The sequence below is a fragment of the Mycobacterium novum genome (assembly GCF_010726505.1).
In the GTDB taxonomy this organism is placed as follows: Bacteria; Actinomycetota; Actinomycetes; order Mycobacteriales; family Mycobacteriaceae; genus Mycobacterium; species Mycobacterium algericum.
Window position 1 is genome coordinate 3,513,696 of record NZ_AP022562.1, and the last position, 14,897, is coordinate 3,528,592.

The following is a 14,897-nucleotide window of genomic DNA, read 5'->3' on the forward strand; positions in this document are numbered from 1 at the left end:
TGAGGTCGGCGCGAGCGTGCGCAAAACCGGTCGTCTCGCGGCGTGTCGGGCCGGGGACACGCACGCGCGCGCGGGAGGGGGGTCACCGTGGCAGCCTACGGGCATCCAGCGCGCCGAACAGACCGTCGGCCCGATTCCAGCCCTCGGCCAGCCGTTCGGCCGCGTCGCGGTGCCCGGATGCCAGCGCGTCGGCGATCTCCCGGGTGGCGTGGGCGTGCAACTGCGCGCGGTAGCGGGCGTACTCGGCGGCGGAGTCCTTGCTCACCATGAACGGCCAGTCGCTGGACACCGTCAGCAACGCCTCCCGCAGAATCTGGTCGGCGACGCGGTCGCGCGGACTCGGCCCCGACGGCGTGGCGGCAGCCGCCATGGCCTTGTCGACGGCGCCCAGCGCGGTCTCGACCACCTCGCTGTTGAGCTGCACCAGGTCGGCGACCTTCTCCCCGGACCACACCTGCCAGTCCTTGCCCGAGCCCCACGAGCTCGGCGGCAGCTCGACCGAGTCCCCGACGAACCCGGCGTCGATCGCGTCCGACAGTGTGCCGACGCGAATCCCGGCCTCCGGCAGCGCCCGCAACACCCGGGCCAGCCACTGCGGTCCCTCGTGCCACCAGTGGCCGAACAGCTCGGTGTCGAAGGCGGCGATCACATGGGCGGGCCGGCCGATTCGTTCCGATTCGTCCTGCAGCCGGGTGCGGACCACCTTGACGAAATCGGCGACGTGGGTGTCGACGGCGGCCTCGGCGCGCTGCGGGTCGTAGGGCGCCTTGTGTTCCGGTTCGACGTTGCGGCCGGTGACCCGTGACGGCTTCAGCCCGGTGCGATGGTCGTAGGTGTGGAAATCCCGGTAGGCGCCGTGGCCCGGATAGCCCGACTTGGGCGACCAGACCCGGTAGCTGACCTGCAGGTCGCGACCGAACGCGATCACTCCCGAGTCACCGACCGGTCGGCCCAGCGCGGTGTCGCCGTGCAGCGACGGCCCGTCGACCATGAAGTGCGTCACTCCGGCCGCCGCGTAACCGGCCTCCATGCCGGGGGCATAGGCGCACTCCGGCGCCCAGATCCCGGTGGGGCGCTGCGCCAGCCGCGCCCGGGTGTCGGCCAAGCCCTCCCGCAGCGCGAACTCCCGCAACCGCGGCGCCAGCAGCGGCTGGAACGGGTGGGCCAGCGGGCCGCCCAGCATCTCGACGGTGCCGGCCTGGGTCAGCTCGCGCAGCAAGGGGCTGGCGCCGTGGCGCCACAGCAGCGCGAAATCGTCGAGCGCCTGCTCGGCCTTGGCGCACTCGTGCCGGCCGAAGTCACGCAGATCCGGCAGCGTCGTGGCCTGGGTGGCGCGCAGCTGCCAGTTCGCCAGCCAATGGTGCATGCCGTCGAGGCAGTACGGGTCGTCGAGCTGGGCCGCGACCACCGGCGTCACCCCGAGGGTGAGCAGGTTGCGGCGGCCTTCGGCGGCCAGCGTCCGCAGCACCCGCATCAGCGGCAGGTAGGCCGCCGACCAGGACTGGTAGAGCCACTCCTCGCCGACCGGCCAGCGGCCGTGGTGGGCCAGCCAGGGTAGATGGGTGTGCAGAACCAGGGTGAACAGACCCGGCACCGAAGGCTTTTCGGTCACGGCCTCACCGCGATCGCGACCAGATCCAGGCTGTCATCGATCTCGCGTTCGGTGGCGCTGAGGATGTCGAAGTCTGCGCTGGTGACGCTGGCGACATCGGCCAGCAGCCCGGCCGGCCAGGGCGCGGCTGCGACGGCGCGCTCGATCTGGGCGTCGATGATCGAGCCGCCGTGCCGGGCGTCCATCTGCTGCAGCGCCGGCCCGTGAAACACACCGAACATCCCGTCCATCACGAACCCGCCGTCGACCAGCAGTTCGGTCAGCTCGGCGGCGTTGAGCTCGCGGGTGTGGAACGGATTAATCGGGGTGTCGCGACCGGGGGAGAAGGTGATCCGGTTGGGCGTCGAGATCATCAACAGCCCGCCGGGCCGCAGCACCCGCGCACATTCGGCGATGAACTGCGCCTGGTCCCACAGGTGCTCGATGACCTGAAAGTTGACGACGACGTCCACGGCGGCGTCGGGCAACGGCAACTCGGCGAGGTTGCCCTGCACCGCTTCCACCCGCGGGTACCGGGCGGTTACGTGCGCCACCGCCGCGTCGTCGTAGTCCAGTCCGATCACCCGCTTGGCCAGCCGCGCGATCAGGTCGGCGCCGTAGCCCTCGCCGCACCCGGCCTCGAGCACCTCGCGGCGGGTGCAACGCGGCGCCAGCTGCTCATAGACCACCTCGTGGCGGCGAAACCAGTAGTTCTCGATGTCGAGCCCGGGGATGGTGCGTTCGCCGGTCAACATCAACGTGGCGTCGCCGGACGGGGTGCCGGCAGGGTCCCCGGCGGGTTTCGTGGATTTCATCGCACAGGCAGGCTAACGCGAACGCCACGGTCCGCGAACCGGCTACCCCGCAGTGGCCCTATCACGACCCGCTACTCTGTACAGGCGAACCGCATTAAGTTACCCATGAGTAACTCATCTGTGCGGCTGCGTGAATCGTGACCCAAGTCTTGTGGCCCGCCGCCGCAGGACCCCTTCGAGGAGGACGAACCACACTCATGACGAACATCGTGGTCCTGATCAAACAGGTCCCAGACACCTGGTCGGAGCGCAAGCTCAGCGACGGTGACTTCACGCTGGACCGTGACGCCGCCGACGCCGTGCTGGACGAGATCAACGAGCGGGCCGTCGAAGAGGCGCTGCTGCTCCGCGAGAAGGAAGGCGCCGAAGGCACCGTGACCGTGCTGACCGCCGGCCCCGAGCGGGCCACCGAGGCGATCCGCAAGGCGCTGTCGATGGGGGCCGACAAGGCCGTGCACATCCTCGACGACGGCATGAAGGGCTCCGACGTCTTGCAGACCGCCTGGGCGCTGGCCCGGGCACTGGGTCAGATCGAAGGCACCGAGCTGGTCATCGCCGGCAACGAGTCCACCGATGGTGTCGGCGGCGCGGTTCCGGCGATCATCGCCGAGTACCTGGGACTGCCGCAGCTGACCCACCTGCGCAAGCTGACCGTCGCCGACGGCAAGGTCACCGGCGAGCGCGAGACCGACGACGGCGTGTTCACCCTGGAGGCCTCGCTGCCGGCGGTGGTGAGCGTCAACGAGAAGATCAACGAGCCGCGCTTCCCGTCCTTCAAGGGCATCATGGCCGCCAAGAAGAAGGAAGTCACCGTTTACACGCTGGCCGAGATCGGGGTAGAGCCCGACGAGGTCGGTGTCGCCAACGCCGGTTCCAAGGTCACCGCGACGACGCCGAAGCCGCCGAAGACCGCCGGTGAGAAGGTGACCGACGAGGGCGACGGCGGCACCAAGATCGCCGAGTACCTGGTTGCCCAGAAGCTGATCTAGCGACATCGAAGACTTAGAGGGAAGACAAACATGGCTGAAGTACTGGTGCTCGTTGAGCACGCCGACGGAGCGCTGAAGAAGGTCAGCTCCGAATTGATCACCGCCGCGCGGGTGCTCGGCGAACCGTCCGCGGTCGTGGTGGGCGCCCCCGGCGCCGCCGCGCCGCTGGTCGACGGACTGAAGGAAGCCGGCGCCGCCAAGATCTACGTCGCCGAATCCGACGTGGTGGAGGGCTACCTGGTCACCCCGACGGTCGACGTGCTGGCCGCGCTGACCGAGTCGGCCGCCCCGGCGGCGGTGCTGATCGCCGCCAACGCCGACGGCAAAGAGGTGGCCGGCCGGCTGGCCGCCCGGATCGGGTCCGGTCTGCTGGTCGACGTGGTCGAGGTCAAAGAAGGCGCCAAGGTGGTGCACTCCATCTTCGGTGGCGCCTACACTGTCGACGCCGAGCCCACCGGCGACACCCCGGTGATCACCGTGCGGGCGGGTGCCGTGGAGCCGGCGCCGGCCGCCGGAGCGGGCGAGCAGGTCACCGTGGAGGTGCCCGCCGCCGAGGAGAACGCCACCAAGGTCACCTCGCGGGAGCCCGCGGTGGCCGGCGACCGTCCGGAGCTCACCGAGGCGCCCATCGTGGTGGCCGGCGGTCGTGGCGTCGGCAGCGCGGAGAGCTTCTCGGTGGTCGAAGAGCTGGCCGACTCGCTCGGTGCCGCCGTGGGCGCCTCGCGTGCCGCGGTGGACTCGGGCTACTACCCGGGCCAGTTCCAGATCGGCCAGACCGGTAAGACCGTCTCGCCGCAGCTGTACATCGCGCTGGGCATCTCCGGCGCGATCCAGCACCGCGCCGGGATGCAGACCTCCAAGACCATCGTTGTGGTCAACAAGGACGAGGAAGCGCCGATCTTCGAGATCGCCGATTACGGCATCGTCGGGGACCTGTTCAAGGTCGCCCCGCAGTTGACCGAGGCGGTCAAGGCCCGCAAGGGTTAATTTCTACTGCGTGAGCAGACGCCAAAGCCCCCATTTCGAGGCCGGAATGGGGGCTTTCGCGTCTGCTCGGCGGGAGAACGGACTCACCGGCCGGGACGGCGAGCAGACGCAGCTTCGGGATCTGCTGGGCCGGGCCCGCGCCGGCGACAGCCAGGTGCTGGTGCTGCGGGGCGAGGCCGGTATCGGCAAGACCGCGATGCTGGACTATCTCGCCGAGAGCGCGACCGGGTTCGAGGTGATCGGCACCGCCGGCGTGGAGTCCGATATGGAGCTGGCCTTCGCCGGCCTGCAGCAGCTGTGTGCCCCGCTGATGCCGTGCGCCGGTGCGCTTCCCGAGCCGCAACGTGAGGCGCTGCAGATCGCCTTCGGGCTCAGTTCGGGTCCCGCCCCGGACCGCTTTCTGGTCGGACTCGCCGTGCTGGGTCTGCTGGCAGCCGCCGCAGGCGAGCGCCCGATACTGTGCCTGGTCGACGACGCCCAATGGCTGGACCGGGTGACGGCGCAGACACTGGGTTTCGTGGCCCGCCGCCTGGTCGCCGAACCGGTCGCGCTGGTGTTCGCGCTGCGTGAGCCGGTCGACGGGCTGACCGGGCTGCCAAAACTGGTGCTGCGGGGGCTCGGCGACGCCGACGCCCGCGAACTGCTGGCCTCCGCGGTCACCGGGCGCATCGATACGCAGGTGCGCGACCGCATTGTCGCCGAGACGCACGGTAACCCGCTGGCGCTGCTGGAGTTGCCCCGGGGGCTCTCCGCCGCCGAGTTGGCCGGCGGCTACCACCGGCCCGATGTCCAGCCGGTTGCCGGCCAGCTTGAACGGCACTTTCTGGCCCGGGTCCGGTCGCTGCCCGACGACACCCAGCGGTTGTTGCTGCTGGCCGCGGCCGAACCGGTGGGGGACCCGACCTTGCTGTTGGCCGCGGCGCGGCTGCTCGGTCTGCCGGCCGAGGCGTTGGCGCCGGCCGAGGCGGCCGGCCTTGCCGAGACCGGTCAGCGGGTGCGGTTCCGGCATCCGCTGGTGCGTTCGGCGGTCTACCGCGCCGCGGACCCGGCGCAGCGCCGGCAGGCCCATCGCGCGCTGGCCGACGCCACCGACGCGGCGCATGATCCCGACCGCCGTGCCTGGCACTGCGCGCACGCCGCGGCGGCCCCGGACGAATCGGTCGCGGCCGAACTGGAGCATTCCGCCGGGCGGGCCCAGCTTCGCGGTGGGACCGCCGCGGCGGCAGCGTTTCTGGCGCGGGCCACCGAGCTGACTCCCGACGCTGCCCGCCGCGGCGGCCGCGCCCTGGACGCGGCCGAGGCGATGCGGGCCGCCGCCGAGTTCGACGCGGCGGACGCCCTGCTCGACACCGCCGAGCTGGCGCCGCTGGACGCCTTGCAGCGTGCCAGGGCGGCGCGGACCCGCGCGATGTTGGAGTTCACCCGGGGCCGGGGCAGCGGAGATGCCCCCACCCTGAACCTGTCGGTACGGCAATTATTCGACGCCGCAGCGACTTTGGAGCGCCACGATACCGACATGGGCCAGGACGCGCTGCTGGAGGCGGTCAGCGCGGCGATGTACACCGGACGGCTGTTCGGTCAGGATGCGCGCCTTGCCACCGCGGTGTCGCTCGCGGATCGGGTGCGGGCGGATCCGGGCCGGGCGGCCGGTCTGCTGCTGCACGGCCTAATCATCCGAGTGCTGGACGGGTGCGCCGCCGCCGCGGCCCCGCTGCGCGCCGCGATCGCGGCGATCTCTCCGGAAGACTGGACGTGGCAAGCCTTTCCGATCGCCCACGAAGCGGTGCTGCACGAAATGTGGGACGACGAGTCCTGGCACCGGATCGCCACCGACGCGGTGCGGGTCGCCACCGATACCGGCGCGCTGGCGGTGCTGCCGATGGCGTTGACGACGTTGGCCGGGGTGCACGTGCAGGCCGGTGAATTCGCCTCGGCCCGGGCGTTGATCGCCGACGCCGGCACCCTGTCGGCCGCCGCCGGCCAGACCCCCGTGCGCTATCACGAACTGGCGCTGGCCGCCTGGATCGGCGACGAAGCCGAGGCGACCGGGCTGCTCGACGCGGCGGTGCGCTACGGGACGGCGCGCGGCGAGGGACGGGTGACCGCGCTGGCCGGCTATGCCGGCGCGGTGCTCAACAACGCGCTGGGGCGCTACCAGGCGGCGTACGAGATGCTCGCCCGGGCCGGCGAATACGAGGATCTGGGGCTCTACGGCTGGAATCTGGCCGAATTGGTGGAGGCCGCCGCGCGAACCGACCGGCACACCGTGGCCGCCGACGCGCTGCAGCAACTCGACGACCGGACCCGGGCCGCCGGAACCGACTGGGCGCTGGGGGTGCGGGCCCGGTCGGCGGCGCTGCTGCGTGACGGCGACGCCGCGGAAAGCCTTTACACCGAGGCGATCGAACGATTGGCGAGAACCCGGATCACCGTGCAGCTGGCGCGCACCCATCTGCTCTACGGGGAGTGGCTGCGCCGGGAGAACCGCCGCGGTGACGCCCGGACCCAACTGCGGCTCGCCCACGGCATGTTCAGCGGCTTCGGGGCCCGGGCGTTCGCGGCGCGCAGCTATCGCGAGCTGCAGGCGACCGGGGAGAAGGCCCGCAAGCAGCCGGTCGCCACCGGCGATGCGTTGACCGCGCAGGAAGAGCAGATCGCGGAGCTGGCCGGGGCGGGCCTGACCAACGCCGAGATCGGTGTGCAGCTGTTCATCAGCGCGCACACCGTGGAATGGCACCTGCGCAAGGTCTTCGCCAAGCTGGGCATCCGGTCGCGCCGGGAACTGCGCGACGCCCCGTGGCGGCGATCCGCGCCGGGGTGAGACTACGGACTTTCCAGGGTGCGGCCAGGCTCGGCGCGGTGCCAGTGTGGAAGGACCACAAGTCGGCCAAGGAGGTCTAGCGACATGAAAATCACCGTGACGGGCGCCAGCGGACAAATCGGCTCGAAGGTGGTCGCGCTGCTGGCCGCCGCCGGGCACGAGCCGGTGGCCGCCTCCCGCGACACCGGCGCCGACGTGCTCACCGGTCAGGGCCTGGCCGAGGCGCTCTCCGGCGCCGACGTGCTCGTCGACGTGGTCAACTCACCGGACTTCGACGACTACCCGGTCATGGACTTCTTCACCCGCTCAACGACCAACCAGGTCGCAGCGGCCCGCAAAGCCGATGTCAGCCACTACGTGGCGCTGTCCATCGTGGGCTGCGACGGGTTGCCCGACAGCGGCTACATGCGGGCCAAGGTCGCCCAGGAACGGATCATCACCGAATCCGGGCTGCCCTACACCATCGTGCGGGCCACCCAGTTCCACGAGTTCGCCGACGCGATCACCACATCACTGACCGTCGACGGTGTGGTGCGGGCCCCCGAGGGACTCATCCAGCCGATCGCCGGGGCTGAGGTGGCCGCCGCGGTGGCCAAAGCCGCGCAGGCGGCGCCGGTCGACGGGATCATCGACGTCGGCGGCCCGGAGAAGATGACCTTCGCCGAGCTGGCCGCCGCGGCGCTGACGCATCGCGGCGAAACCCTGCCGGTCGTCGTCGACCCGGCGGCCGTCTACTTCGGCACCAAGGTCGGCGACACCGGACTGGTCACCGGAGCGAACGCGACGCTGGCCCAGACCCGCCTCACGGATTGGCTGGCGACCCAGTGAACGAGCTGTCCGGCCAGACCGCGCTGGTGACCGGCGGGACCGCCGGCATCGGCCTGGAGTCCGCGCGGCTGCTGGCCCGCCACGGTGCCACGGTGATCATCACCGGCCGGTCCGCTGACCGCGGCGCCGCCGCCGTTGCCGAGATCGGGGCCGGTGTCCGGTTCGTGGCCGCCGACCTGTCCGACCTCGAATCGGTGAAAGCCCTTGCCCGGCAATGCGGCGAAGTCGACATCGTGGTCAACAACGCCGCCAGCTTCCCGGGTGCGCTCACCGTCGACCAGGACGTGTCGTCGTTCGAGTCGACATTCGACACCAACGTGCGCGGCGCCTACTTCCTGGTCGCGGCACTGGCGCCCGGCATGCTGCGGCGTGGTCACGGCAGCATCGTGAACGTCACCAGTATGGTCGCCTTCAAGGGTGTTCCGGGCGCGTCGAGCTACAGCGCCTCCAAGGCTGCGCTGGAATCGCTGACCCGCACCTGGGCAGCCGAATTCTCGCCGCACGGCGTGCGGGTGAACAGCGTCGCGCCCGGCCCCACCGCCACCGCCGGGGTGGCCGCCGAATGGGGTGACGTCAACGACGAACTGGGCAAGGCGCTTCCGCTGGGCCGCACGGCGCAGGCGGCCGAGATCGCCGAGGCCGTACTGTTCCTGGCCTCACCGAGGTCCAGCTTCATCACCGGGTCGACCTTGCACGCCGACGGCGGCGGTGCCGCCGCCTGATTTCGTCACCGAGCGTGCATCGACATGTCATGCGGTGATTGCCTGGGCGTCGCATCGCTGCGCGACTGTGCTCAGCGTGAGCACTGGTGCTGTACTCATCGCCCCCGAACCCACCACCACGACCGACACCCCGCGATACTCGCTGCTGGTCTCCACCGACCCCGCCCTGATCGAAGCCGCGCAGCGGCTGCGCTACGAGGTGTTCAGCACCGAGCCGGGATTCACCCTGCCCGCTGCCGCCGACGGCCTCGATGCCGACCGGTTCGACGAATACTGCGATCACCTGCTGGTGCGCGACGACAACTCCGGTGCGCTGGTCGGCTGCTATCGGATGCTGCCGCCGACCGGTGCCATCGCCGCCGGAGGACTTTACAGCGCAAGCGAATTCGATGTCTCCGCGCTGGACCCGCTGCGGCCGTCGCTGGTCGAGATGGGCCGGGCGGTGGTACGACCGGGGCATCGCAACGGCGCCGTCGTGCTGTTGATGTGGGCCGGAATCCTGGCCTACCTGGACCGCTACCAGTACGACTACGTCACCGGGTGCGTATCGGTGCCCGTCCACGGCGAGGGGGCGCCCGGCAGCCAGATCCGCGGTGTCCGCGACTTCGTGCGGCGCCGCCACGTCTCACCGCACCGGGTGAGGCCGTACCGGCCGGTGGTGATCGACGGCAAGAGCCTGGATGAGATCGCGCCGCCGGCCCGCCCGGCCATGCCCCCGTTGCTGCGCGGCTATCTTCGGCTGGGCGCGCGAATCTGCGGCGAACCGGCCCACGACCCCGACTTCGGTGTCGGGGACTTCCCGGCGCTGCTGTGCCGCAGCGAGGCCGATACCCGCTATCTGCACCGGCTGCGGTCGGTGTCTGCGGTGTCGTCAGTGCCTTCGATGGCCGACGGCACCGCGCAAGCGTGACCCCGGCCGTCGTGCACCCCTGGGCGCCCCGGGGATTTTGTACGCCGGCGTGTGTACGCGGCGGTGCGGCGCGGGTGTCCCCGGTGGTGGTGGCGCTGCGGCTGGCCCTGCTGGTGCTGCTGGTACCGCTGTTGCCGCTGTTTGCGGTGCCGCTGCCGGGCCGGGCGCGGTTCCAGCGCGGCTGCTGCCGGTTGGTGTTGCGCTGCTTTGGGGTGCGGGTGGTGACGACGGGCGGGCCGGTGCGCAATCTGCGCGGCATGCTGGTGGTCAGCACGCATGCATCCTGGCTGGACGTGTTCGTCGTCGGCGCGGTGTCGCCGGGAACGTTCGTGGCGCGCGCCGACCTGATCAGCTGGCCCGGGATCGGGGCGCTGGCCCGGCTGATGCGGGTCATTCCGATCGATCGGGACAGCCTGCTCGGGCTGCCGTCGGTGGTCGAGGCGGTCGCGGCCCGGCTGCGGGCCGGGCGCACCGTGGTGGCCTTCCCGGAGGGCACCACCTGGTGCGGCCGGGCCCACGGCCGGTTCTACCCGGCGATGTTCCAGGCCGCCGTCGACGCGTCGCGGCCGGTGCAGCCGCTGCGGGTCGGCTATCGCCATCCCGATGGGTCGCGCTCGACGTTGCCGGCCTTCGTCGGCGACGACACCCTGGTGGCCTCGATGGGGCGCCTGATCACCGCGCGGCGCACCGTCGCGCAGGTGCACGTCGCGTCGCTGCAGCTGCCGGGAAGCGATCGGCGCGAACTGGCCGCGCGTTGTCAGGCCGCGGTGGGGTGCCGGGCGCTGCCGAGCCGACCAGCCTGCATCTTCTGTTGAACCCGGCTGCTCGCCGTACCGCCGGGCCGGCCCGAGCTGCCCGGTATCCTGGGCGGGTCATGGTCTATCTGGATCACGCCGCCACCACCCCGATGCACCCCGAGGCCATCGAGGCGATGACGGCCGTGATGGGCACCGTCGGCAACGCCTCGTCGCTGCATTCCGCCGGCCGCGCTGCCAGACGCCGGATGGAGGAGTCCCGGGAGTCGATCGCCGCACGGCTGGGCGCACGACCGTCCGAGGTGGTATTCACCGCCGGTGGCACCGACGGCGACAACCTGGCGGTCAAGGGCATCTACTGGGCCCGCCGCGACGTCGACCCGCGCCGGCGCCGGATCATCACCACCGAGATCGAGCACCACGCGGTGCTCGATTCGGTCAGCTGGCTCGCCGACCACGAAGGCGCCGAGATCACCTGGCTGCCCACCGAGCCCGACGGTTCGGTGTCGCCGGCGGCGCTGCGTGAGGAACTGGATGCCGGCCACGCTGACGATGTGGCGCTGGTATCGGTGATGTGGGCCAACAACGAAGTCGGCACCGTGCTGCCGATCGCCGAACTGGCCGCGGTCGCCGCGGAGTTCGAGGTGCCGATGCACTCCGATGCGGTGCAGGCCGTCGGGCAGTTGCCGGTCGACTTCGCCGCCAGCGGACTGTCGGCGCTGAGCCTGACCGCCCACAAGTTCGGTGGACCATGCGGTGTCGGCGCGCTGCTGGTGCGCCGCGACGTGACGTGTGTTCCGCTGACACACGGCGGGGGACAGGAGCGCGATATTCGCTCCGGCACCCTCGATGTCGCGGGCGCGGTCGGCATGGCCACCGCGCTGCAGATCGCCGTCGGGTCACTGCAGGCCACCTCGGGCCGGGTCGCGGCGCTGCGCGACCGGCTCATCGACGGCGTGCTCGCCGCGATCGAGGACAGTTGCGTCAACGGCTCACGCACCGACCGGCTGCCGGGCAACGCGCACTTCACATTCGCCGACTGCGAAGGCGATTCCTTGCTGATGTTGTTGGACGCCAACGGCATCGAATGCTCCACCGGTTCGGCCTGCACCGCGGGGGTGGCACGGCCTTCGCATGTGCTGACCGCGATGGGCGCCGACCCGGTCGCCGCTCGTGGTTCGTTGCGACTGTCGTTGGGGCACACCAGCGTCGACGACGACGTCGATGCGGTGCTGGCGGTGCTTCCCGGCGCGGTGGAGCGGGCGCGCCACGCCATGCTGGCCGCCGCCGGGGCCGGCGCGATGAAGGTGGCCCGGTGAAGGTCGTAGCGGCCATGAGCGGCGGGGTGGACTCGTCGGTCGCGGCGGCCCGCATGGTCGACGCCGGACACGACGTGGTCGGCGTGCATCTGGCGCTGTCGCGCAATCCGGGCACGCTGCGCACCGGTTCGCGGGGGTGCTGCTCGCGGGAGGACTCCGACGACGCGCGACGGGTCGCCGACGTGCTGGGCATCCCGTTTTATGTGTGGGACTTCTCCGAGCAGTTCCAAGAAGAGGTGATCGACGACTTCGTCGAGTCCTACGCGCGCGGCGAGACCCCGAACCCGTGCGTGCGCTGCAACGAGAAGATCAAGTTCTCCGCGGTGGCCGCCCGGGCCCTGGCGCTCGGCTTCGACATGGTGGCCACCGGCCACTACGCCCGACTGGCCGACGGCCGGCTACGGCGGGCGGTCGACGCCGACAAGGACCAGTCCTACGTGCTGGCGGTGCTGACCGCCGAACAGCTGAGCCATGCGGCGTTCCCGGTCGGTGACACCCCCAAGCCGGCGATCCGCGCCGAAGCCGCCGAACGCGGGCTGGCGGTGGCGAGCAAACCCGACAGCCACGACATCTGCTTCATTCCGACCGGCGACACCCGCACCTTCCTGGGCAGCCACATCGGCGTCCGGCCCGGCGCCGTCGTCGACGCCGGTGGAGAGGTGCTGGCCGAACACGACGGCGTGCACGGCTTCACCATCGGCCAGCGCAAGGGCCTGGGCATCGCCGGCCCCGGCCCGGACGGCCGACCCCGCTACGTGACCGGCATCGACGCCGCCACCGCCACCGTCACCGTGGGAACCGTCGCCGACCTGGACGTGCTGGAGTTGACCGGCCGGGCGCCGGTGTTCACCTCGGGTGGGGCGTGGCACGGGCCCGTCGAGTGCGAGGTCCAGGTACGGGCCCACGGCGAGACCGTCGGCGCGGTCGCCGAACTGGTCGGCGAGGAACTACAGGTGCGGTTGCGTGAACCGCTGCGCGGTGTGGCCCGCGGCCAGACCCTGGCCTGCTACCGCCCGGACCCCGCCGGCGACGAGGTGATCGCCAGCGCCACGATCGCCGGCACCGGGGTGTAGCGGCGGCCCGCAGCGCCGAACGTGGGAGCGCCGGTAACCAGAAGTACCACGCGAGGCCGAAGGTTCCACCGTCAGCGGCGAGGCACTTCGGGAACAGTTCGGGCTGCCACCGCGGTGACCAGATCCGTCGGCCCATATCGCGTCGAAGTCGACGGACCCGCCCAGCATGACCTGCGGCGGCTCCCGCACAAGACTGCCGCCGCAATTGTGGAGTTCATCACCGGTGCGCTGGCTGATAACCCTGCTCGGCTCAGCAAGCCATTGCGTGCAGAACTGGCGAGATACCGAAGCGCTCGTCGTGGCGACTACCGAGTTTTGCTACGCATCGACGAAGACCGGCGGGTGGTCCCCGTTGTCAGGATCAAACACCGCGCCCACGCGTATCGCCCTCAGCCTCAACCGGGTATCCCGGCGGCCAGATTCGTCAGCACCAGATCGGCGATCGACTCCGAGAAGCCGCAGTGGGTGACCTCCAACAGCACCACCGACTTCAGCTGGTAGCCGCGACCGCAATCGCCGGCACGGGTGTGCAGGAACTGCTCGTCGGCCGTCTGATCGCCGACCAAACCCGGTCCGGCGGGGCTGTCGGCGCATTCGGCGACGGCCGCCACCACCGCGTCGAAGGCCCGCCGGGCCGACTCCGGGTCCGGGTAGGCCGCGGCAGCCTCGGAGATCAAGGCGCCCCGGGGCGGGTACTGGTAGGTGGTCTTGTGGAACTGCGTGTGCTCGGTGCCGAACACCGTGGTCTCGGCATAGATGAAGCGGCACGGTGGTGGCACGGTTGCGGCGAGCCCGTCGATGTCCACCGGGCCGGTGGAGTCCATGGTGGGAATGATCGTCAGCTCCTCGCCGGTGCCGGTGATGGCGCGCATCCGGGGGGTGTCGAGCATGAGCCTGCCGACGTGCACGGCGCCGTCGGGGACCAGCGGCGCGAGCGGCGGCAGAGCCGAACCGTCGATCAGCCGGGTGCAGCCCAGCACGACCGCGGCCGGGCCACAGATCAGGGCCCGCCGCCATGTTTTCACCGCTGAAAGGCTATCCCGATACGGTTGCCGGGTGAATGCCTTCGCCACCGCTATCGGCTCCTGGCCGGGCAGCTCCGCGCGGCAGGCGGCCGAGGTGGTCGTCGGCGAGCTGGGCGCAAGCCTGGCCCATCTGGTGGAGTTGCCGGCCCGCGGGGTGGGCGCCGACCTGATCGGCCGCTCCGGCGCGCTGCTGGTCGACATCGCCATCGACACCGCCCCGCGCGGCTACCGGCTGGCCGCGCGCCCCGGCGCGGTGACCCGGCGCGCGATCAGTCTGCTCGGCGAGGACACCGACGCCCTCGAAGAGGCCTGGGAGATCGGCGGCCTGCGCGGCAGCGGGCACCCGGTCAAGGTGCAGGCGCCCGGCCCACTCACGCTGGCCGCACAGCTGGAGTTGGGCAACGGGCACCGCGCCATCACCGACCCGGGGGCACTGCGGGATCTGGCCGGCTCACTGGGCGAGGGGCTGCGGGCGCACCGTGCTGAGCTGTGCCGCCGGCTCGACACCCAGGTGGTCGTGCAGCTCGACGAGCCGGCGCTGACCGCCGCGGTGACCGGACGTCTGGCCGGGGTCACCTCGCTGAGCCCGGTACCGGCGATCGATGAAGCGGTGGCCACCGCGCTGCTCGACGGCTGCGCCGATACGGTGGGCGGCGAGGTGATCGTGCACAGCTGTGCTGCAGAGCTGCCGTGGAATGTGCTGCAGTCCAGCAGGATTGTCGCGGTATCGCTGGACTGCACCACGACGCCGGTCGACTATGACGGGATCGGCGCGTTCATCGAATCCGGTCGCACCGTGGTGTTCGGGCTGATTCCCGCAGTGCAGCCGACACGACGCCCCGCCGTCGAAGAACTTGCGGCCGCCGCTGCCGCGATCACCGACCGGATCGGATTCGCCCGCTCGGTGCTGGCCGAACGGGTCGGCATCAGCCCGGTCTGCGGGCTGGCGGGCGCCAGCGCGCAGTGGGCGCGCACCGCGATCGGGCTGGTTCGGCAGGTGGGCGAGGCACTGGCGGGTGACCCCGAGGCGATATGACGTCCCTGCGACGGCGGGGAGTGTCG

The 14,897-nt window shown here is 71.2% G+C and carries 13 protein-coding genes and 1 pseudogene; 11 read left to right on the forward strand and 3 right to left on the reverse strand.

Annotation, left to right across the window (positions count from 1 at the left end; translation table 11 throughout):
- Positions 1–82: 82 nt before the first annotated feature.
- On the reverse strand, positions 83–1,612 hold the full coding sequence (locus tag G6N19_RS16385) for a 1,4-alpha-glucan branching protein domain-containing protein (RefSeq protein WP_013829680.1): 1,530 nt from the start codon (positions 1,610–1,612) through the stop codon (positions 83–85).
- Positions 1,609–2,406, reverse strand: coding sequence for a class I SAM-dependent methyltransferase (locus G6N19_RS16390; protein WP_049792901.1), 798 nt, complete (start codon positions 2,404–2,406; stop codon positions 1,609–1,611). Before G6N19_RS16390 ends, G6N19_RS16385 begins: the two co-directional genes overlap by 4 nt.
- Positions 2,407–2,603: 197 nt before the next feature.
- On the opposite strand from G6N19_RS16390, the gene G6N19_RS16395 reads away from it, so the two are divergent.
- The 10 genes and pseudogenes from G6N19_RS16395 to G6N19_RS16440 all read left to right on the forward strand — a co-directional run.
- Positions 2,604–3,395, forward strand: a complete 792-nt coding sequence (locus tag G6N19_RS16395; protein WP_013829678.1) for an electron transfer flavoprotein subunit beta/FixA family protein — start codon at positions 2,604–2,606, stop codon at positions 3,393–3,395.
- Positions 3,396–3,425: 30 nt separating this feature from the next.
- Positions 3,426–4,382 carry an electron transfer flavoprotein subunit alpha/FixB family protein gene (locus G6N19_RS16400; RefSeq protein ID WP_013829677.1) on the forward strand — a complete coding sequence of 319 codons (957 nt, stop codon included), beginning with the start codon at positions 3,426–3,428 and terminating at the stop codon, positions 4,380–4,382.
- Positions 4,383–4,428: 46 nt separating this feature from the next.
- Positions 4,429–7,203 (forward strand): AAA family ATPase, encoded by a 2,775-nt coding sequence (locus G6N19_RS16405; RefSeq protein ID WP_193466425.1) that lies wholly within the window; start codon positions 4,429–4,431, stop codon positions 7,201–7,203.
- Positions 7,204–7,287: 84 nt separating this feature from the next.
- A complete protein-coding gene (locus G6N19_RS16410) occupies positions 7,288–8,031 on the forward strand; it encodes an SDR family oxidoreductase (protein WP_193465311.1) in 744 nt (247 codons plus the stop codon).
- Positions 8,028–8,753, forward strand: coding sequence for an SDR family NAD(P)-dependent oxidoreductase (locus G6N19_RS16415; RefSeq protein WP_193465312.1), 726 nt, complete (start codon positions 8,028–8,030; stop codon positions 8,751–8,753). The genes G6N19_RS16410 and G6N19_RS16415 overlap by 4 nt, the downstream gene beginning before the upstream one ends.
- Before the next feature lie 76 nt (positions 8,754–8,829).
- On the forward strand, positions 8,830–9,663 hold the full coding sequence (locus G6N19_RS16420) for a GNAT family N-acetyltransferase (RefSeq protein WP_193465313.1): 834 nt from the start codon (positions 8,830–8,832) through the stop codon (positions 9,661–9,663).
- A complete protein-coding gene (locus G6N19_RS16425; RefSeq protein ID WP_193465314.1) occupies positions 9,660–10,478 on the forward strand; it encodes a lysophospholipid acyltransferase family protein in 819 nt (272 codons plus the stop codon). Before G6N19_RS16420 ends, G6N19_RS16425 begins: the two co-directional genes overlap by 4 nt.
- Before the next feature lie 59 nt (positions 10,479–10,537).
- Entirely contained in the window at positions 10,538–11,737 is a 1,200-nt protein-coding gene (locus tag G6N19_RS16430) for a cysteine desulfurase family protein (protein WP_193465315.1), read from the forward strand.
- Positions 11,734–12,810 (forward strand): tRNA 2-thiouridine(34) synthase MnmA, encoded by a 1,077-nt coding sequence (gene mnmA / locus G6N19_RS16435; protein ID WP_013829670.1) that lies wholly within the window; start codon positions 11,734–11,736, stop codon positions 12,808–12,810. The genes G6N19_RS16430 and mnmA overlap by 4 nt, the downstream gene beginning before the upstream one ends.
- 114 nt (positions 12,811–12,924) lie before the next feature.
- Positions 12,925–13,197, forward strand: a pseudogene (locus G6N19_RS16440) (type II toxin-antitoxin system RelE family toxin); the annotation flags it as partial.
- An 8-nt stretch (positions 13,198–13,205) separates the two neighbouring features.
- Here G6N19_RS16440 and G6N19_RS16445 read toward each other — a convergent pair.
- A complete protein-coding gene (locus tag G6N19_RS16445; protein WP_049792900.1) occupies positions 13,206–13,835 on the reverse strand; it encodes a sensor domain-containing protein in 630 nt (209 codons plus the stop codon).
- A 31-nt stretch (positions 13,836–13,866) separates the two neighbouring features.
- On the opposite strand from G6N19_RS16445, the gene G6N19_RS16450 reads away from it, so the two are divergent.
- On the forward strand, positions 13,867–14,871 hold the full coding sequence (locus G6N19_RS16450) for a uroporphyrinogen decarboxylase/cobalamine-independent methonine synthase family protein (RefSeq protein ID WP_193465317.1): 1,005 nt from the start codon (positions 13,867–13,869) through the stop codon (positions 14,869–14,871).
- Positions 14,872–14,897 lie beyond the last annotated feature (26 nt).